Below are 18,728 nucleotides of genomic sequence, written 5' to 3' on the forward strand. Positions count from 1 at the left end.
AAAACCTGTGTAATCTCAGAATTTCATGAGAATATTTCATTCATTACACCCAAAAACTATCCCAGATCACAATCATAAATCCGTATTATAGTTAAATCTATGTCGAATCGATGACAGGCGGAAGATAATGCTGCTGTCAATATCCGCAGTGATTCTTGCTGTATTGGTTGGGTTCCTTGCACAAAGAACTGGCCTGTGTATGGTACGAGGTGTACATGAGCTTATCGCCCGACGCCCAGCTTTTTTATTTGCCATATTATGCTGCGGCTTCTGGTATTGGCTTATTGTCCCTTTTTCAGGAAAAGAATGGGTTCCTTTCTTAACCAACCGTTTCGATGCCACATTTCATTTTTTGATTGGCGGTCTCCTGTTTGGCTTGGGGGCTGCATTAAACAAAGGCTGTTCTATCTCAACGATATCAAAATTGGCGAGCGGCCATTTTTACATGCTATCGACCATTACTGGCTGGGTTATTGGATGGTTGCTTCTTCCCCAGTTGACTCCCTCGCTCAGTTACTACCCCCTGGAAGCTATCCATACCCCGTTATTGTACATCCTCATTCCCCTATTGCTGCTGCTCTTTGTCACCATCATTCAAACATCTGTTGAGCGGCGATCATTGCTATATGGCGTGCTATTTTTTGGTATTACAGCCAGCCTGCTTACCTTGATTAAGCCTGAATGGTCGCCGAGCCAATTGCTCAAAGACATTTCATACAGCTTTTATCACAATGAAACGGTGAACTGGCCTGCATTGGAAAGGTATTTCATCCTTGCTGGCTTAATCTCTGGTATGGCTGTTGGTTCAAAAAGCCGCCTGCCACTTAACGAACTTCAATTTAGATACAAGCAAGTGCTGATTCATTTATTTGCAGGTACCATCATGGGGCTAGGTGCCTCAATGGCCTTAGGGGGGAACGATTCACAGTTACTCATTGCCCTACCCGCCTTTTCTCCATCAGGTGCCGTGACTATATTGTTTATGATCATTGGCATTGCGACAGGGCTTGCACTTAGGAAAGCTTACAAACGGATTGCCCAAAAGTAAAAAACCACGTTGAGCTAACGTGGTTTTTCATCACTTACTGGTAACGGCCATGGCGCAGCAGGAACTCAATCTTGTAACCATCAGGGTCTTGGACAAAGAAAAATTTTGCCAGAAGTTGCCCATCACGGAAGAACTCTTTAATTTCAGCAGGTTCATAACCAAGTTCAGACAGTTTTTTCTGCTCAGCCTCAAGATCGTCTACCGCCACTGCAATATGACCGTAACCGCTGCCATGTGTATAGGCATCAGTGCCCTCATTCCAAGTCAGTTCAAGCTCCATATCGTTTTCTTCATTACGAAGATAAACTAAGCTAAAGCCTTCAAAATCAAGGCGTTCTGCTATATCAAGATCCAGCGCTTCTTTATAGAATTTCAATGATTTATCCAAATCACCGACACGAATCATTGAGTGAATAATTTTAGCCATCTGACATCTCCATGATAATCAATATTTTAGTCGTTATATTTGCAGCAAACTATAGCAATTAGACACTAGGACAACAAGCCGTTTCCCTTTTCAATCAATCAGTTATTTTTTCAATATTGTGACAAATACACCGTCAGATCAGTGCTGTATAAGATAGGCTTAATGTATGAGCCAAACATCATTCCTTCACATTGTCTCTACTTTTTGTTTCTTCATGTTGAGGTGGCCATGCAGCTAAAACGCATCGAGATTTCAGGCTTTTGCGGTATTAAGCGATTATCCCTTTCATTCGATGAATTGACCGTGCTCATTGGTGAAAATGCCTGGGGTAAATCCTCATTACTCGACGCTCTCGATATCGCCCTCTCGCCAACGGCAACATTCCATACCTTCCATTTCGATGATTTTCATGTCGACTACAGCGCCGGCCATGCCAAGATGAGCCACCTCAATATAATATTGCATTGGCAGGAAGATTACCCCGGAGAGCATAAGGCTAGGCGATATAAAGCCTTTTCACCAGTATGGGTTAAAGGCGAAGATAATTGCAAAGCACTGTTTTATCAAATTACGAGTAGCGTATCAGGAGATAAAATAACAACAAAAAGACGGTTTCTCGATAAGCGTGGTGAGCCGATAAACTGTGAAGACAATGACAAACTCGCAAAGCAACTAATGGTGTTACACCCAGTAGTAAGGATACGTGATGCGCGACGTTTACGTGAGTATCATACCCAGTCACCCTCTAATGGCACTAGTAATGGAAACGGACAAAGTAATGGCAACGCGACTGAGCGCCGTAATGATGACAATCTCCGAATTCAACGCCGGTTAGACAACACCTGCAGGCGTCTAATGACGAAGCCCGGGCATGTCAGTCAGGCTGAAATAAAAAGCAGTATAAATGCACTAAGGACGTTAGTGGATCACTATTTCGCCTTTACCCCACATTACCGAAACCAAAACTTCGACCGGGTTCATTTTCCTGAGCGGGCACAATATGCGATTAACCCATTAGAGCAACTGACAGAACCAGAAACAACCAAACAAAGTCGCCTTGTTCTTATGGGGTTACTCAATGCATTCATACGTGCAAGAGGTCCTGTGGAGCTAAAACGGATTTCTCGCCCTATTTTAATCTTGGAAGATCCTGAAGGTCGATTGCACCCGACGATTCTCCATCAGGCGTGGACTTTTATTTGTAAAATGCCGATGCAGAAAGTGCTCACCACAAACAGCCCAGATCTTTGCTCAGTCGTCCCTCTGGAAAGTGTCAAAAAGCTGATCCGTAAACCCAATAAAACCAAAGTTTACTCCATTATCAACCATCGGCTCAGCCGTGACGAAGAACGACGGGTAACTTTCCATCTGCGTGTTCACAGGCCAAGTGCACTCTTTGCCAGAGCGTGGTTATTAGTTGAGGGAGAGACAGAAGTATGGTTGTTTAACGAGCTAGCGAGAATCTGTGGTTACAACCTTGCTGCTGAAGGGGTACAAATTATTGAATTTGCGCAAAGTGGCTTGAAACCCTTAGTTAAAGTTGCACGTCATTTTGGGATTGAATGGCATTTGGTCGCTGATGGCGACATGGCAGGGAAAAAATATGCCGATACGGTGAGGAATATATTAGGCAACGAAGCGGAGCGGCACCGATTAACCATGCTGCCTAAAAGAGATATAGAGCACTTTCTGTTCTTTAACGGCTTCGAACCATTATTTAGAGATTTAGCCAATATTCCAGTTGACTCACCAATAACGCCTAAAAAGATCATTCAGCGCGCCCTTAAACGGCATGCAAAACCGGACGTAGCGCTCGCCATGATCAACTTTATTGAACAAGAGAATGTCGATAACATCCCTATTTTATTACGCTGGATCCTTAAGCGTATTGTTGCTATGTCTCGAGGTCAGAGCTAAAGCCTCAAAGTATTAATTTAGTTTTTCAAAAAACAAGGTAACCGTGCCGACCGTAAACCCCCACTTAGTCATCTTGGCTGTATTGAACAAATGTTTGTCGTCTTGCAGATGCATCCAGTCATTAAAAGTGATGTCGTATGTTGTGCCATCAACCGGAATACGTAAGACGTATTGCCAATGAAGTGTGTTGCCTAAAGCAACACCGTGAGCCTCACCTACCACATCGTCAGCTCGACCTATATATGTTCCATCTTGGTTTTGGCTTATCACCCATACCCGACGTTGTTTTTCCCCATCATCGAAGACGAAATCTTCTTCTAGGGTCAAAACATCATTGCTAATAGTACCTTTAATATCTACAGAAAACCGCCGTGTCTGCTTCCCGCTTCTATCTTGCAGCATCCCCCAAGCTTTGATATCACCTTCAAAATAGCTGAATAAGTTGAATATAGGCTTGGTGTTTTTATAGTCTGTGATCGTTGCACTGCAGCCGAACAAGCCAAACAAACACATTATCAACCACCCGATTAGCCAATATTGATTTCCAGATTTTGTTATTGATTTCATTAACGTTTACCTATCAACTGGTTTCGGATATCAGGGTAAGCCGTATATGGAGACAACCAAATTTCTAGGAAAGATTGAGACATTTCAATATCCTTCAACACGCCAATTTGACGGTTATCTTGGAAAAAAGCCCCTTTGGTGTCATCTAGAACGAATATCAAACGATCACCTTTTTTAACATCTGGCCAAATCTGCTCTAGGCGGGTGGTCCACTGATTTCGTTTGGTAGAGCTTATACCTAGGTGACGCCATTGGTCATTTGTTGCCTCGATAAGATCTTCGCTGTCGATGTTTCTATGATAACGAATGACTAATGCAAGATTATCGCCTTCAGCTTGGTATACCCCGTCAGGTGATCGAAGCTCTGAATCGTAAATAACCCATGGCCCCCAAGTTAATCTAGCATCTCCGACAGCAGGCCATGCTTGCCAAGGTGTTGAAGCATTAACATTTACCGATACAAAGCCCAAAAGCAACACCAACAAGGTGTATCGGCTTAACAAGGATCGTAAAAGTTTCATATATCCCCCTTGAGGGCAGCAAAGCTTGATAATTGTCGTTAGTTACAAGTAATGAGGCTCAGTGCGTTTCATCATTAGCGCTATGCCCGATGAAAATAACAGCCAGATGACAAACAATACTGACATAGTTACCCCGACACCCAAAGGCCATTGCACAGCTTCTAAACGGTATCCGGCAAAGTAACTCATCGAGCCACCTATTCCGCCTAGAAGGCCGATTAACGTTACAGGGTAATGAGATATTGTATTTCTCATAAACCATACGAAAGTACCGAAACCAAGCCAAAGCATGATCAGCCAAGTGGGAAGGATAAAGCTTTCAAATGCAAAGATATCAACAACACTGAGAGTAAAATCCATTACCACACCGACTAATGCTATCGAAAATGCGACTTTTATACCGTTTGGAAACCTCCACCAGCAGGCAACAACAAGTAGCACAAGTACCCACACGTAAGCCTGTTGCCCTAACACCGCGATTAACCAATACACATTAAATATTAGGCCTGCTAGAAGTAATTTCTTACCGGACATAGTCATCACCATCGTCGTCCCGAATGTTAGTTAGTAAGTCGGTTCAGCCTCTCCATCCACTTCTACTTGCAACTAGCTGAACAGTGCTAATACTTCTCTCTAGAAATCCACCTTCGCAATAACAAAGATAATAACGCCACATTCTTATGAACTGCTCGTCAAATCCGCTTTGAAGGTATTGGTCAATATTCTGATTGAATCCTTTATGCCAGTCAGCCAACGTTTTTGCGTAGTCCATACCCATGTCTTTCAGATCCCTGATCACGAAATCAGTATGTTGTGTTAAATGCTGAGAAAGAACCGTCACTGAAGGCAAGAATCCACCAGGGAAAATGTATTTCTGTATGAAATCCACACCCTTGCTGTAACTGTCATAACGCTGATCGGCAATAGTTATCGCTTGAATTGCCAACAAACCATCTTGCTTCAGTAGTGACTGGCATTTTTTGATGTAAGTTGTCAGGTACTCTTTCCCAACCGCTTCAATCATCTCGACGGATACAATTTTGTCGTATTGCCCAGTCAAGTCCCGGTAATCATCGAGCAATAACGTCACCCGATCGCATAAACCTTCTTCTTTAATCCGCTTTTTAGCCCACTGATGTTGTGCATCAGATATGGTTGTTGTCGTCACTCGGCACCCATAATGCTTAGCGGCATGAACGGCGAGTGCACCCCAGCCCGTACCAATTTCCAACAAATGGTCTTGCGGCTTAAGTTCCAACTGCTTGCAGAGACGATCCATCTTATTAAATTGCGCCTGTGAAAGGCTTGTATGCTCACCGTCATAGATTGCAGCGGAATAAAGCATATTCTCGTCTAGGAAGGTACGGTAGAAATCGTTACCAAGATCATAATGCGCAAGAATATTTTTCTTGGAGGACTGCTTGCTGTTTCTGCGGGTATAGTGCAACCAATTATTCTTTAAAGTCGTCAGCCAACCTATTTTTGACTCAATGTTATCAAGAATAGGTAAGTTCCGCGCCAACACCCGAACAACCTGTGTTAAGTCAGGAGAATCCCACCAACCATCCATATAGGCTTCGCCAGCAGCGATACTCCCACCATCTAGGATTCGCTTGTAAAAACCTTGATGCTTCACAATTATCTGAGCTTGCAAATCCCCATCACGATCTCCAAAATGATAGGTATCACTCTGGTTTTCTGACACCATCAAACCACTACCATCTAGCTGCTCCAAAAACTGGAAAATGAATTTCCTAGCAACACGATCAGTACCTGATAAGGACAAGGCCCCTTGGCTTAATTCACTATTTAACATGATACCTCTTCTCCTTATTTTTTGATGGTTGAGGAAAATGCTTGTTTTCATTTACTGTCGCTGGTGAATCGGTGCTAGCTGGGTGTGAATAGAATGGCACTTTTTTTAGCCACAACCTCAGCGCCTGCCAGTAAATCCCGAACACAACTTTAACTGTCTGAATTGGCGTTTTAGCAATATGCTGCCATAAAATGGATGATGTTAGAGGCTGACGCTTAAGCGACATAGTAGCATCCAGCACCTTGATATCAGTTTGTTGCTCGTGAATATCCAAATGGAGAAAAACATTATCTGCCGGCTGTTTCAATTTCCAGTAATAGTGTTGCTCCATCGGATTGAAGGGCGAAACATGGAATGACTTTTCCTCACGCCACTGTTTATCCCTCCAACGCTCGACAGCGGGCAATGCATAGTAATGTTTTTCATTCCATGGCGTATTGCTCACTTCTGCCAGTACCCATTTCCACTCACCTTGCTCATCAAATACGTAGTACATATTCAATGGACTAAAATACAAGCCTGCATACCGAAGTTGGCAAAGCATCAAAACGCGACCGGTTACAGGCTGATTAGTTAACTGCTCTAGTTTTCCAAGTACAGCGTCTTTCAAGGCTAGACCTTGCTGTTCGATATCAGCGCAGGTTGATACTTTTAAGTGCTCGCTACCCCGCAAGTAATCAGAGAGCTTGAACCTTGCAAAGTGATACCAGCGGTGACCAAAACCGAATACCTGTTTTTCAAGCTGGCCGAGTTCATCCAAGTTGATAAGCGGCATGAACATCGGATATTGGAACTGATGCGAAACAGGCGTAAACCGTCGGTGCCTGACAGTACCGGAATACAAGCCGCTATTCATGACTCCCCCCTACTTCCTGCCTCTAAGGCAGATAATTCGCCAGAGCCATGACTCTGTGTTGAAAGTTCAAGTTCTAGCTTGTTGATCTGGTCGACGACATCTAGTGCACTTCGAACACCATCTTCATGAAATCCGTTGTACCAATAGGCACCACAAAACCAAGTATGGTCAGCCCCATTAATTTGTTCGCGACATTGCTGGGCTTGGATACTTTCTGTTGTAAAAACTGGGTGGGAATAAACGAACTTACGCAAAATTTTCTCAGGCGCAATTTGCTCGGTTTGATTCAATGTGACACAAAATGTTTCCGGCGCATCTAGACCTTGTAAAATATTCATGTTGTAGGTTAGCGTGGTTTGTTCGTCTTCCCACTGGCCGGTGTCATCTTTGCCGAGATAATAGTTCCAGGCCGCCCAGGCAGCCCGGCGCTTTGGCAACAGCTGATCATCAGTATGCAGTACCACGTCATTTTTCTGATAGCCCAATGCACCAAGAATTGTTTGCTCATCATCCGACGCATCCGACAATAGGTCTAGTGCCTGATCACTGTGACTGGCAAAAATGACATGATCATATATCTCGCAAACACCGTTGGCAGTGATAGCCACTTTTCCATGTGTGCGTTTAACCGCAGTAACAGGCGTGGATAAACGTATTTTGTCTTCGAAAGGGGCAATCAACCGTTTGACATACTCCCTTGAGCCTCCCGGTATGACGTACCACTGCGGCCTGTTTGTGACTTCCAGCAACCCATGATTGCGGAAGAAGCGGATAAAAAACTCCAGCGGGAATTGGCGCATGTCTGACAATGTCGAGGACCAAATTGCCGCCCCCATGGGCAAGATGTAATTTTCACAGAAATAGCTATTGAAATGGTGCGTGGAGAGAAAGTCTCCCAGCGTACTAGCCTTACTCACTTCTGATTGTAAATCGATATCACGTGCCAAACGGTTAAAGCGCAATATGTCATAAATAAACCGATAGAAAACTGGGTTTATCAAGTTTCGCTTTTGCGCAAACATCGAAAGTAAATCATGGCCATTATATTCAAGGCCATTCAAGGTATTATGAACGCTGAAGCTCATCTCTGTGGGTTGGCCGACGATACCTATTTCTGCAAGCAGTTTTTCGAAGTTCGGGTAAGTCCGATCATTAAACACAATAAACCCGGTATCAATCGCGTACTTACCGCTTTTGACCTCTACATCTACCGTTGCGGTATGCCCACCGATATAATCATTTGCTTCATAAAGAGTGATATCGTGATCCGTATTTAAGTAATGCGCACAGGTAAGGCCTGATATCCCACTGCCAATAATTGCTATTTTCATGCGGTTTTTCCTGTCATACGTTTAACGGTAGCCAATTGCAACCTAATGGGTAACAAAGCAATAAACTTTAAGAACAAGCTGAATTTTTTTGGAAAATGTATTTCTTTCTTCCCTGCCTTAATACCTTCCCTAATTTTTTCCGATGCAAACTCAGGTGACATCAACATGAGCATTGAAAAATCATTTTTATCCGTTAATGGCGTTTTTACAAAACCAGGACTGACTAAGCTGACTTTCACTCCTTTGCTTGTCAAATCAATAGACAGAGTGTTAGCAATATAAGCAATAGCCGCCTTCGAAGAGCCATACGCTTCCGCCCTCGGCAACGGGATATAGGAGGCAGTAGAACCAATAATAACCAGATGAGTATGCTCATTGAAAGATGATTGCAGTGCTTCGATGCAATTGAGCAGGCCGAAAATATTCACATCGTATACACGCCGAAATAAAGCCACATCAATCTGGCCGTGATCTATATATTCGCATGTTCCCGCATTTAAAATGATCAAATCAGGTATAGCACTCAATGCCCCTAATTTATCATGCACATCTGCGTTATCTGTCACATCAAAACTGATTGTCGATATATGATCATTTATCTCTGACAATGCCTGCAAACGTTCGGTATTTTGCCCACAACCAAGGACTGACCAACCTTCATTTGCATAGTCAATGGCGAGTTGCTTCCCAATACCGGAGCTGGCTCCTGTTATCAATACCTGCTTATTTGTGTTCATGATTACAGTCTCGCTTTGATTTTGCGGACGATTGATCCTAGCAGGGGGATGCCTTCATAAAGCATTTCCCCCATATCGAAATAATCCCGGTGGTGGATCACTTTTCCTTCAGCAAACACTAGCCTCGAACAGCCATTAACCAATCGACTTTTACCTGACTGCAGGCGTGGGTGCTGAAAAGTCATTACCCATTGCACATAAGCAATATCGCCATGGCATACCTGCTCAGTAATATTGAAGCTACAGTAATCTACTGCATCGAATAATCGAGCAAAATAGTCAGATAGCTGCCCCCAGCCTTCCATACGATGAGCAGGGTCTTCAAAGACAATATCTTTATGGTAGATATCTCTTAGTTCTGATAAATCCTGCTTATCCAAATTGCGGTACGCTGTGACGAATTTCTCAGCTATCGCTACATTTTGCCCATCCATATGATCTCCCTACTCTTGAGGTAATTCAGCTAGGTTCTTAAAGAGACATTCACAACTCTTTGGCTTCCTTAAATGCACTGATTGCCATCAACCTTGCCTGTTTGTGATCAACAATCGGTTTGGGGTAATTGATACCATCGCTGCCAGGCCAAAGGTGCGGTTGATGAATATATTTATCCGGAACGTCTTTTAACTCATACAACCAAGTACGGATAAATTCCCCTTTTGGATCAAAGCGTTCACCCTGTGTTGTGGGATTAAACACCCGAAAGTAAGGTTGTGCATCAGTGCCCGTTGAAGCGGCCCACTGCCAGCCGCCATTGTTTGAAGCAAAGTCGCCGTCAACGAGTTGAGACATGAACCATTGCTCCCCAGCCTGCCAGTGAATCAACAGATCTTTGGTAAGAAAACTTGCCGCAATCATCCTTAATCGGTTATGCATCCAACCGGTTTCTTTTAACTGGCGCATTGCGGCATCTACGATAGGAAAGCCTGTCTTACCCTGCTGCCATGCAGCCAACATTTCACTCGATGTCTGCCAGTGCACTTTTTTTGTCCATTGCTGGAAGGGCTGATCCCGGCTAAGGCTGGGATAGGCAACGAGCAAGTGGCGGTAAAACTCACGCCAGATTATTTCATTGAGCCAGCTAAATGCCCCACTTTCTGGCTCATCCAAACACATAGGGCTGACAGCGACCAGCACCGCAATACACTGTCGAGGAGACAGCATGCCTAGCGCCAGATACGGAGACAAACAACTGGTTCCATCTATAGCTGGTATATCGCGTTGCTGATGGTAGTCCTCAACTTTCTCGTAGCAAAAGGTCACCAAACGCTGGCGAATCGTTTCCTCATCGACAGGCCAAGCCATACTATCGACTGGAGGGTACGTTAATGGTATTTCGCCGCAATCAGTCAAGGTGACAGGATCCCTCAAGGCCTCCGGTATGGGCAGCGGAGCTGGAGACAGTGATCGGAACACTTTCAGCCATTCCTTTCTAAAGGGGGTGAATACCTTAAACGCTTCCCCCTTTTGTGTCTGAACTTTACCTGGCGCAATAACGCAGCAATCATCAAAAAGACTAAATTTAATTTGTCCTTCGGCTAACTTATGACCCGTAATGTCATCACGCTGCAATTCGTTCCACTCATATTGCTTGTTGCAGAAAACATGGGATACGTTTTTCTCTTTCGCGAACTCCACCAATAACTCGGAGGCTTGTTCAAAATCAGCAGTTTCTTTGCAAACAAGTGGAATACCAATTTCCGCCAATTGATCCCTTAGAATAGGTAAACGGCGCCGGATTAAATCAACCTGTATTGGGGCGACATGATGTTCATGCCATTGCATTGGTGTTGAAATATATAGGGCAATGAGCTGGTCGCAGTGTTTTGCCGCTGCAAACAAAGCGGTGTTATCCACAACACGCAAGTCAGTGCGAAACCAAACTAAACCTATTTGCTTATGCTGACGCATGCTGCCACTCCAATAATTCAGGATGGATAGTGTTTATACTGCCAATTGTTACCAACTCGCAGCCTGTTCCGGCTATTAACTGCTCAAGCTGACCAGGGATATCCAAAGGCAATTTATTATCACCATCGATAAATAACTTTTTATCCACCCATGAGTTGAGTAAAGGTGCTAACGATGCAAGTTTTCCTTTTAATTTAGGTAGCATCATGACGCTGTATCCTAATTCAGATAACTCAACTGCTTTGAGCCAGAAACGTGAGTTTGGCTCATCGTCAAAACTAATCAGCAGGCATGGCCTCTTGTTACGTTTGCGTGAAGCGGCTATCAACGATAGGCACCTTTCCTGAAAAACACTTCTCCAAATGACCATTTGCATATCCAGCAAAGGGTTGTCTGGTTGCGTGATTTCGTTTATAACCGCCCCGATAATTTTGCTTTCCAACACTTTGGTAGGATACTCTTTCATCAATTGGATAAGCTGTTTATCCAATGCGAAAGAGTCCAACTGCGCCAATGATGACAGAATACTTCCGATTGCCTTCTGACTCTCGTTTTGTTCGCCTTCATCAATAAGAGGGGAAAGCTTGCCCAGCATAGGCTTTACTTTGCCAATGGCGACACCTTTATCAAGCCATTCAACAATTTCTTTTATCTTAGAAATATCGTGGTCAGTGTATAGACGGTGCCCTTTCTCGGTTCTCATCGGATTAAGCAATCCATAACGTCTCTGCCAAGCCCTTAATGTCACGGAGTTCACACCTGTGATCTCAGAGACCTCTTTGATCGCGTAATATTTGTTATCAGAGTCCATAGCGTAATTTCAAATCTTCCGGATATGGGTCAAGGAATGTTTGTAGTTGCAAATACGGGTCAGGATATTCTCGTAAGTAATGCTTAATTAAAGCCAATGGCGCAAGGATGGGTTGATTGCCTTCCTTGTAGCTCATGATTAGCTCAGACAATTCCTGCTTTTGCTCTTTGGTTAGTGAACGTTTGAAATAACCCTGTAAATGCATCAGCACATTGGTTTTGTTTTTCCTCGAAGCGCGCTCTTTTATCGCTTCCATAAATTTGAGGCGGTACTCTAAATAAAATTCGTCGATATCCCATTCGCTAATATGTGCAACCATACTGCCCAAGGCTTTATATGCCCCCGGATTGTGTGCCATTAATACCAGCTTGTAACGGGAGTGGAATTTCACAATAGCATTGGCAGAAAGCTGGTCTCGCACTGAATGATAAAAATCATTAAGGGCAAAAATGCGGAAAACGAAGTTCTCACGCAACACCGGATCATTCAAACGACCATCTTCTTCAACCGGTAACCAAGGCATTTTAGCCATTAACTCTCTGGTATAGATGCCAACAGAACCACCTGGAACGGTGTTGTTGTTAGGTATGTGAAGTTTTACACGTTCCATACCGCATGTCGGGGATTTAGCGCAAACCACATAGCCGCACAAGTCATCGAACTGAGAGGCTTTCTTGTGGGCAAATTCCACCATTTTATCGGTGTAATCAATTTCTTGTCGCTTACTTTCGACTAAACGGATTTCATTTGAGGGCAGTTGAAGAAGGCGAATGACAGGACGTGGAACATCCATACCGATGCCCACCTCAGGGCAAATAGGCTTAAAATTCAGATACTTGGATAACTCATCAACGATAAATCGATTGAGTTTGTGCCCGCCATCAAACCTTACTCGCTCGCCCAGAACGCAAGCACTGATCCCAACTTGTATTTGCATGACTATCCCTACCTTGTACAAAACTAATCTCTTGTACAAGGAAGAGTAGTAGATTGGATCAATTATACAAATAATTTTTTTGTATAATTGCAACCTGTAACATAATAACTATTGTTCACATATCGCTATTGCCAATGCAAAAGCTATTTGCACTCACGCTCTATCCACTGCAAATAGTCTCTGTAACCGGCTGTGATAGGAAGCTGGATGATTTCCGGTGTTTCGTAATCATGGTTGGCAAGAATGTCTGCCTCCACCTGTTCATACAGGTCGGTAGTCGTCTTAATCACAGCCAACTTTTCCAGGTCATTATTCACCTTACCATCCCAGTGGTAATAACTCTCGATCGATTGGACTTGTATACAAGCAGCCAGCCGCTTCTCGATTAACGAATGGATAATTGCCTTCCCTACTTTTTCATCAGCGAAGGTTGTCATCACTACGCATTTATCAGCCATCTTCTCATTTCCATTAATCATTATTGATAAAAAACAATAACAAAAAAGGGAGCACACTGCTCCCTTGTTGAATTAAGATTCTGATTTTATGGGCATTTAGATACCATTAACTGTTCAGGCTCACCCGTTTCAGAGAATTTTAGGCTCCAAACGTACTCACCGGTTTCAGGTAACGTCACAGCGGTATCTTTACCGTAACCACCTCGCTTAAGCATCGCGACTTTACCCGGCGTCAGCTCAAGACCGTCAGCAGTAAATTGCGGTGACCAATCTTTCGTTGCGTACTGCATGCGAAATGCCCCGGCTTTCTCATCGATAACCGCCTGATAGGTATTATCACCGACGTAGTTATAAGCTCGATTCGGCTTGTGTTTCCATCCTGCATCGACAAAGTCACCTACAACATACAGGGTCTTACCAATAGGGCCGGCACCTTCAACTACAGGGTTGTCACATTGAGCCATAAAGCCCTCCCCCATTAATGATACAGAGGTCGTTGCTGCGGTTTTGGTCAGTCCGTTTGCTGATGGCTTAGCAATCTTCAAAAACTTTGCTTCAAAAGGTGACAAGTTGATTTGATACTCACCGCCGGTAGCGTCGTAAACTTTGCCACTAAGCAAGTCCACCAATTGCCCTTCAGAAGCAATATCTACTGCGGGTAAGGAAATAGATTCCGCCTGTGTTGTCGTGCTAACCATATACAACAGTGCTTCATCATCCGTCTGCTTATGGTCAACATAGGCGGTGTCATTGGCGACGATATTGGTTCGCTCTCCACGGCTTAAGGCTGGGTGAGACGCTCGCAACGACATCAACTGAGACACATAATGCTTCAAATCACGCTGATTAGTATTTAGAGAGGCCGTTATACCGTCAATATTGGCGCTGGTACGGGCAACATGGTCATCACACAGCCCTTGGACAGCACAGTCTAACTCGACCTTCTTCGCATAGCCTTCAAGCTCATCACCAATTTCTTCACCGTAATACAAAGTGATTGGCCCTGAATATGCCGCTTGGAAAGACAATGCCGCTTTGTGCCTTGCCCAATATTCAGGCTGATCCGGCGAGGCAATATCGCCACGCTGCAGCAAATCACCAAAACGAACCAAATCGTGATTGCCTAGCATCAGGTTCGGCTTGGCGTGTGATGGATAAAGACTATGAAGGTTCATCCCTTCATCAAGCCATTTCCCTCCCTTGTTGCCAATACTGTTTTCATTGACCGCAAAGGTTTCTACGACGCGGTAACGAACCGGGAAATCAAAGGCAGAACAAAGCGCAGGCTCACCCTCTTTTCCGTAACCTGTTTCTTTGATGTAGTTTTCGTTGTTCCAGATTTCCGCAACCATATAACCCAACGGGTTCACAGTTTCGCCCTCTGAATTAACATAGGTCACTGATTTAGAGGCTTCATCTACACTAGCGCGGATAGCGGCCCATGCCTCAGTTGGTACTTGATAAGCTTGGTCTAGGCGCCAGCCATCAATCTTAAGCTCTTCGATCCAGTAGGTAGCAACTTCCTGATAGAAGTCGAGGCTTTCTGGGTAGCTAACTGGGTTATTCTCCCCAGCTGGCAATCCACCTTCAGGCGAAGGTACAACATTACCTTTATGATGGCCAAATACGCCATCGAAGAAGACATATAGCCCCTTCTCATGCGCTTTTTCTACCAACTCTTTTGCTTGCTCCATGGTGCCGAAGCGTGGGTCAATAGCAAAATAATTACTGGTGAAGTAGCCTGTTGCATCCAGTCTGTCAGCCCAGTGATCCTGCCCCTCAATGGGCATTGAGTCAAAAATAGGCGTCAGCCATATTGCATTCATCCCCAAAGACTCGATGTAATCCAATGAATCTATGATGCCTTGCAAATCACCCTTGTGGTGGCTGGTACCATAACCAGTGCCATGCCCGATGCTATCGTCACCGCTGACAAAGCTTTCCACCATAATTTGGTAGATACGCAAATCGTCCGATTGCGTCATCATTGAGGTATCGCACATATAGGCATTAGAATTTACGCCAGCCACTTCAGCGGCATTGTCTGCACTATTGCAGGCAGTGAGCGACGCTGCAATCGCCACAGCAAGGAAAGATCGTAGGTTCCTTTTCACATCGAGTCTCCAAGTTTGTTGTTATGATTTCCCTATTATTCATAACATTGCAGGAGTCATACCCTCCTCTAGAGGGTGAACGGGGGCGTAGATGGGGGGGCGTAGAAATTTGAGAGGCATATTATTGAAATATTCCTTTCGCTTGTGGGGTTACACACAGAAAAAAACAGCTACAAAATGAGAGCTGAAGCATTTTTCTGCAACCTGTTAACAAGTATTCAACGTACATTCTGTTAGGGAATCCACGTTTCTATGTCTATGAATGTATGAGTTGAAATGTTCGTGAATGAACGCTCAAAATTTGAAATTGGCTGTGAAGTGAAGCAAAAAGGATGAAATATAGCCATCCATACCGTGCTTATCCATAAATCTGTCTTTCCAGTCAATTACACTGCTAGAATAACGCAATAAATTTTGCTTAATGATAGGTATCAAACCATGCAACATGACCAATTCGAAACACTGGTTAAATCTCTTTGTGAATTGGACTCTGTTCCCCAAGTACTTGAAGCACTTAAAGCCAACGAAGATACAGAGATCGCTGAGTCGGCAGCATCACTTACAGGCCAATTCAAAGTGGCTGAAATTGAAGGCGAACAACGTATCTACCATGTGTCACTAGAACAAAATGATGAAGGTGAGCAGGAAGAGTATGCCGAATGGATCATGAATGTTGGTGATGATGTGATCAAATTCGTCGCCTGGTTCTTCTTTGATATGTTTGACGTAAAAGCGAAAGATGTTTACCAAGCTGCAGGCCGCACTTACCAACAGCCTAAGCGTAAGTAATCTTTTTGGCTTCACCGTTTATTTTTGTCAAAGTAAACGGTGAGGCCAGCAAACATTAATATCATTCAGACAAAAACAATCGCTTACGGTATTCCCTCGGTGAGCACCCATGATATTGCCTAAAACGATGAGTAAAGTTGAATGGGTCTTGATAACCCAGGCGCTGAGCCACCATACCGATAGTCCACTCCTGGTAGTAAAGTAAATCTACGGCCTTTTCCATCCGAAGCTGGATCAAACGCTGCTGTGTTGAGCAATCATACAATTGCTTGGTGATGCGATTTAGCTGTTCTGTACTGAGAAAGCATTGTTTGGCTATTCCCTTCACCGTCCAGTTAAGATGAAGCTGAGACTCAATGTCATTGAAAACACTTTGAACGCGCAATACAGAGTTGGAAGGAGCCAAGTTGGCACTCCCGAGCATTAAACGAGAAAGTTCGCTGGCAAACAGCTTCCTGTAACTGGCTCGGCCACCGATTTCGCTGTGTAGCAAATTCATCACTGACCATACTTGCTCACAGATATGGGTATGTTCGACTCGCTGTCCATTTGCCACCAGCGGCAACCATTTATCACCGGGTTTCAAAAGCACCCAGGCCATCTTCCAGCCCTTTTTCTTGTCTGCCAATTCAAAACGGAAAGGTTGCCCTGCTGGCAAGATCGTCAGTGTATTGGGCATCAGGTGATATTGGCGTTCTGAAAGGGTTAATAACCCAGCCCCCTCTTGAGTCAACAGAAGAGTATGATTGGTCGTCGCAACCCGCTCTATCTCATATCCCTCAGCCAATTCGGCCAAGCCCGCCATAAAAAAGCCGTTATCGGTCAACTCAGGCAGATCAGACTGAGTAAGAAAGCGCTCCTTACAAGCTTGAGCCAGATAAACCTCTTCTTTCCAATCCGTTTTGGGCTGAGCCAATGCAAAACCCATGGTGACAGATTCACACAGGTTTTCTGTATTTTCTAACATGTCACTCCATTTTTGTGTTCGCTATAGTTGCCGTCCATTACCAAGCCGATCTATCTCTACAAACCGCTCTACCTCTAATGGGTATGATCCGGAGACTGACGATGACAACAATTAAAAACAACCCAACAGCACTACCACAAGACCTCTTTGCCCGTATCGCAAAACTGGCCTTTCCCGTTGCCATTCAAAGTGCCCTCGTGGCGATTCTAGCACTTGCCGATGTATTAATGGTGAGTGATTTTGGTCAATCAGCCACAGCCGCTGTAGGTATCGCTTCGAAATGGCATTTTGTTGCCATTATGATCATGGCAGGGTTGGCCTCAGCCAATGGTATCTTAGTGTCCCAGTATTGGGGCAAAAAAGACAGTATTCATGCCAAAACGGTCACCATTCAAGCGATGAAGCTTGGGGCAACCATTATGGTACCAGTCACTATTGTGATTACAGTATTTGCCCCGCAAATTATGCGTCTGCAGACTAGTGATCTGGAAGTCATCATGCAAGGCAGCCAGTACTTGTGGTACAGCTTCCCAGTTCTGATCCTTACTCATGTGATCATTACGTTGGAATCTAGCCTTCGTGCCAGCGATGATGCCCTTCTACCACTTATCTTTGGTGCTATTACCATTGCGTTGAATATTGCCTTGAATTTCCTGCTAATCAAGGGTGGCTTAGGCATACCTGCTATGGGGGTAGCCGGCGCGGCGCTGGCAACGACCATTGCTCGATTTGCACAGGTTTTAATGATGTGCGCCGTATTGGCTTACCGCAAGCATTGGCTGGTTGTTAGCCAATCTATCCGTAACCACCAAACACTGTGGATGACGTACCGTAAGCTGGCTATTCCGCAATCTTTAAACGCACTACTTTGGGCGCTAGGTACACTGACCTACCAAATTATCTTTGGTCACATGGGCACCACTGAACTTGCGGTATTTAGCATGATTGGCCCATTTGAATCACTGCTATACTCCGTTTTCATGGGTATTTCCGTGGCATGTTCAGTATTAATAGGCCAGTCTTTAGGGCGTGATGAATTCGAAAAAGCCCAAGCGATGACAGCATTCTTCCTTAAATTCGTGCTGATTGTCGGCTTGGGGATGGGCCTGTTCCTTTATCTCAATCACCTGTATGTGCTCTCTTGGCTCAACCTAAACCAAGAAGACTTAATGCCGCTGGCTAAACCCGCTATGTATGTGATCAGCATTGGCATCACACTGCGAATGCTCAATATGATTATCATTAACGGCATTTTACGTACCGGTGGCGAGAATCTGTTCTGCTTGAGAATGGACTTTATCGCTATGTGGATGATTGGTATTCCATTTACCGCATACGGTGCATTTATTGGTGAGTGGACATTTGGATGGGTTTATCTGGCTTTATTAGCTGAAGAAGTAGTTAAACTGTCACTATGTTTCAAACGTTATTTGAAGCGCCGCTGGTTAAATAACTTAACTGTCCAACCGCAGCCCGCTAACGCCTAGTACCCAAACGGGTTCAAAAAAACTGGCTACGTTA

Annotated in this window: 19 protein-coding genes; 4 read left to right on the plus strand and 15 right to left on the minus strand. The window is 44.3% G+C overall.

The window, feature by feature from the left end; translation table 11 throughout:
- Positions 1–127 precede the first annotated feature (127 nt).
- Entirely contained in the window at positions 128–1,048 is a 921-nt protein-coding gene (locus tag ACXAGQ_RS18495; RefSeq protein ID WP_475255802.1) for a YeeE/YedE thiosulfate transporter family protein, read from the plus strand.
- A gap of 34 nt (positions 1,049–1,082) precedes the next feature.
- Here ACXAGQ_RS18495 and ACXAGQ_RS18500 read toward each other — a convergent pair whose 3' ends face one another.
- Positions 1,083–1,475, minus strand: a complete 393-nt coding sequence (locus ACXAGQ_RS18500) for a VOC family protein (protein WP_475255804.1) — start codon at positions 1,473–1,475, stop codon at positions 1,083–1,085.
- 228 nt (positions 1,476–1,703) lie between these two features.
- On the opposite strand from ACXAGQ_RS18500, the gene ACXAGQ_RS18505 reads away from it, so the two are divergent.
- Complete coding sequence (locus ACXAGQ_RS18505; protein ID WP_475256633.1) at positions 1,704–3,392, plus strand: ATP-dependent endonuclease; 1,689 nt, start codon at positions 1,704–1,706, stop codon at positions 3,390–3,392.
- 12 nt (positions 3,393–3,404) lie between these two features.
- On the opposite strand, the gene ACXAGQ_RS18510 is transcribed toward ACXAGQ_RS18505, so the two are convergent.
- The 13 genes from ACXAGQ_RS18510 to ACXAGQ_RS18570 all read right to left on the minus strand — a co-directional run bounded on the left by ACXAGQ_RS18510 (position 3,405) and on the right by ACXAGQ_RS18570 (position 15,451).
- Entirely contained in the window at positions 3,405–3,959 is a 555-nt protein-coding gene (locus tag ACXAGQ_RS18510; protein ID WP_475255805.1) for a DUF3833 domain-containing protein, read from the minus strand.
- Complete coding sequence (locus ACXAGQ_RS18515; protein WP_475255806.1) at positions 3,959–4,480, minus strand: chalcone isomerase family protein; 522 nt, start codon at positions 4,478–4,480, stop codon at positions 3,959–3,961. Before ACXAGQ_RS18515 ends, ACXAGQ_RS18510 begins: the two co-directional genes overlap by 1 nt.
- Positions 4,481–4,522: 42 nt before the next feature.
- Positions 4,523–5,014, minus strand: coding sequence for a DUF2878 family protein (locus ACXAGQ_RS18520; RefSeq protein WP_475255808.1), 492 nt, complete (start codon positions 5,012–5,014; stop codon positions 4,523–4,525).
- 43 nt (positions 5,015–5,057) lie between these two features.
- Positions 5,058–6,296: a class I SAM-dependent methyltransferase gene (locus ACXAGQ_RS18525; RefSeq protein ID WP_475255810.1), complete on the minus strand. Its 1,239-nt coding sequence runs from the start codon at positions 6,294–6,296 to the stop codon at positions 5,058–5,060.
- A complete protein-coding gene (locus tag ACXAGQ_RS18530; protein ID WP_475255812.1) occupies positions 6,286–7,152 on the minus strand; it encodes a DUF1365 domain-containing protein in 867 nt (288 codons plus the stop codon). Before ACXAGQ_RS18530 ends, ACXAGQ_RS18525 begins: the two co-directional genes overlap by 11 nt.
- A complete protein-coding gene (locus ACXAGQ_RS18535) occupies positions 7,149–8,483 on the minus strand; it encodes an NAD(P)/FAD-dependent oxidoreductase (RefSeq protein ID WP_475255813.1) in 1,335 nt (444 codons plus the stop codon). Before ACXAGQ_RS18535 ends, ACXAGQ_RS18530 begins: the two co-directional genes overlap by 4 nt.
- Positions 8,480–9,220, minus strand: coding sequence for an SDR family NAD(P)-dependent oxidoreductase (locus tag ACXAGQ_RS18540; protein ID WP_475255815.1), 741 nt, complete (start codon positions 9,218–9,220; stop codon positions 8,480–8,482). Before ACXAGQ_RS18540 ends, ACXAGQ_RS18535 begins: the two co-directional genes overlap by 4 nt.
- Positions 9,221–9,222: 2 nt before the next feature.
- Positions 9,223–9,654, minus strand: a complete 432-nt coding sequence (locus ACXAGQ_RS18545; RefSeq protein ID WP_475255817.1) for a nuclear transport factor 2 family protein — start codon at positions 9,652–9,654, stop codon at positions 9,223–9,225.
- Positions 9,655–9,703: 49 nt separating this feature from the next.
- Positions 9,704–11,113 carry a deoxyribodipyrimidine photo-lyase gene (gene phrB / locus ACXAGQ_RS18550; protein ID WP_475256634.1) on the minus strand — a complete coding sequence of 470 codons (1,410 nt, stop codon included), beginning with the start codon at positions 11,111–11,113 and terminating at the stop codon, positions 9,704–9,706.
- Positions 11,114–11,117: 4 nt separating this feature from the next.
- On the minus strand, positions 11,118–11,942 hold the full coding sequence (locus ACXAGQ_RS18555) for a MerR family transcriptional regulator (RefSeq protein WP_475255818.1): 825 nt from the start codon (positions 11,940–11,942) through the stop codon (positions 11,118–11,120).
- Positions 11,932–12,879, minus strand: coding sequence for a YbgA family protein (locus ACXAGQ_RS18560; RefSeq protein WP_475255820.1), 948 nt, complete (start codon positions 12,877–12,879; stop codon positions 11,932–11,934). The genes ACXAGQ_RS18555 and ACXAGQ_RS18560 overlap by 11 nt, the downstream gene beginning before the upstream one ends.
- Before the next feature lie 143 nt (positions 12,880–13,022).
- The gene (gene cutA / locus ACXAGQ_RS18565; RefSeq protein ID WP_475255822.1) at positions 13,023–13,337 is read right to left on the minus strand and encodes a divalent-cation tolerance protein CutA; all 315 of its coding nucleotides are present in this window, start codon (positions 13,335–13,337) and stop codon (positions 13,023–13,025) included.
- Between the two features lie 86 nt (positions 13,338–13,423).
- A complete protein-coding gene (locus tag ACXAGQ_RS18570) occupies positions 13,424–15,451 on the minus strand; it encodes an alpha-amylase family glycosyl hydrolase (RefSeq protein ID WP_475255824.1) in 2,028 nt (675 codons plus the stop codon).
- A gap of 438 nt (positions 15,452–15,889) precedes the next feature.
- Here ACXAGQ_RS18570 and ACXAGQ_RS18575 point away from each other — a divergent pair, with 438 nt between their 5' ends.
- Positions 15,890–16,240: a hypothetical protein gene (locus ACXAGQ_RS18575; RefSeq protein WP_475255826.1), complete on the plus strand. Its 351-nt coding sequence runs from the start codon at positions 15,890–15,892 to the stop codon at positions 16,238–16,240.
- Between the two features lie 61 nt (positions 16,241–16,301).
- Here the strand turns inward: ACXAGQ_RS18575 and ACXAGQ_RS18580 are convergent, their stop codons facing one another.
- Entirely contained in the window at positions 16,302–17,207 is a 906-nt protein-coding gene (locus ACXAGQ_RS18580) for an AraC family transcriptional regulator (protein ID WP_475255827.1), read from the minus strand.
- A gap of 101 nt (positions 17,208–17,308) precedes the next feature.
- On the opposite strand from ACXAGQ_RS18580, the gene ACXAGQ_RS18585 reads away from it, so the two are divergent.
- On the plus strand, positions 17,309–18,694 hold the full coding sequence (locus ACXAGQ_RS18585) for an MATE family efflux transporter (protein ID WP_475255829.1): 1,386 nt from the start codon (positions 17,309–17,311) through the stop codon (positions 18,692–18,694).
- Positions 18,695–18,728: the final 34 nt, after the last annotated feature.

The organism is Photobacterium sp. ABD4_091 (genome assembly GCF_056160145.1).

Bases quoted from the DNA above. Each gene is read 5' to 3' on its own strand.
- ACXAGQ_RS18495 (WP_475255802.1), top strand. From the start codon at position 128: ATGCTGCTGTCAATATCCGCAGTGATTCTTGCTGTATTGGTTGGGTTC.
- ACXAGQ_RS18500 (WP_475255804.1), bottom strand. From the start codon at position 1,475: ATGGCTAAAATTATTCACTCAATGATTCGTGTCGGTGATTTGGATAAA.
- ACXAGQ_RS18505 (WP_475256633.1), top strand. From the start codon at position 1,704: ATGCAGCTAAAACGCATCGAGATTTCAGGCTTTTGCGGTATTAAGCGA.
- ACXAGQ_RS18510 (WP_475255805.1), bottom strand. From the start codon at position 3,959: ATGAAATCAATAACAAAATCTGGAAATCAATATTGGCTAATCGGGTGG.
- ACXAGQ_RS18515 (WP_475255806.1), bottom strand. From the start codon at position 4,480: ATGAAACTTTTACGATCCTTGTTAAGCCGATACACCTTGTTGGTGTTG.
- ACXAGQ_RS18520 (WP_475255808.1), bottom strand. From the start codon at position 5,014: ATGTCCGGTAAGAAATTACTTCTAGCAGGCCTAATATTTAATGTGTAT.
- ACXAGQ_RS18525 (WP_475255810.1), bottom strand. From the start codon at position 6,296: ATGTTAAATAGTGAATTAAGCCAAGGGGCCTTGTCCTTATCAGGTACT.
- ACXAGQ_RS18530 (WP_475255812.1), bottom strand. From the start codon at position 7,152: ATGAATAGCGGCTTGTATTCCGGTACTGTCAGGCACCGACGGTTTACG.
- ACXAGQ_RS18535 (WP_475255813.1), bottom strand. From the start codon at position 8,483: ATGAAAATAGCAATTATTGGCAGTGGGATATCAGGCCTTACCTGTGCG.
- ACXAGQ_RS18540 (WP_475255815.1), bottom strand. From the start codon at position 9,220: ATGAACACAAATAAGCAGGTATTGATAACAGGAGCCAGCTCCGGTATT.
- ACXAGQ_RS18545 (WP_475255817.1), bottom strand. From the start codon at position 9,654: ATGGATGGGCAAAATGTAGCGATAGCTGAGAAATTCGTCACAGCGTAC.
- ACXAGQ_RS18555 (WP_475255818.1), bottom strand. From the start codon at position 11,942: ATGGACTCTGATAACAAATATTACGCGATCAAAGAGGTCTCTGAGATC.
- ACXAGQ_RS18560 (WP_475255820.1), bottom strand. From the start codon at position 12,879: ATGCAAATACAAGTTGGGATCAGTGCTTGCGTTCTGGGCGAGCGAGTA.
- cutA (WP_475255822.1), bottom strand. From the start codon at position 13,337: ATGGCTGATAAATGCGTAGTGATGACAACCTTCGCTGATGAAAAAGTA.
- ACXAGQ_RS18575 (WP_475255826.1), top strand. From the start codon at position 15,890: ATGCAACATGACCAATTCGAAACACTGGTTAAATCTCTTTGTGAATTG.
- ACXAGQ_RS18580 (WP_475255827.1), bottom strand. From the start codon at position 17,207: ATGTTAGAAAATACAGAAAACCTGTGTGAATCTGTCACCATGGGTTTT.
- ACXAGQ_RS18585 (WP_475255829.1), top strand. From the start codon at position 17,309: ATGACAACAATTAAAAACAACCCAACAGCACTACCACAAGACCTCTTT.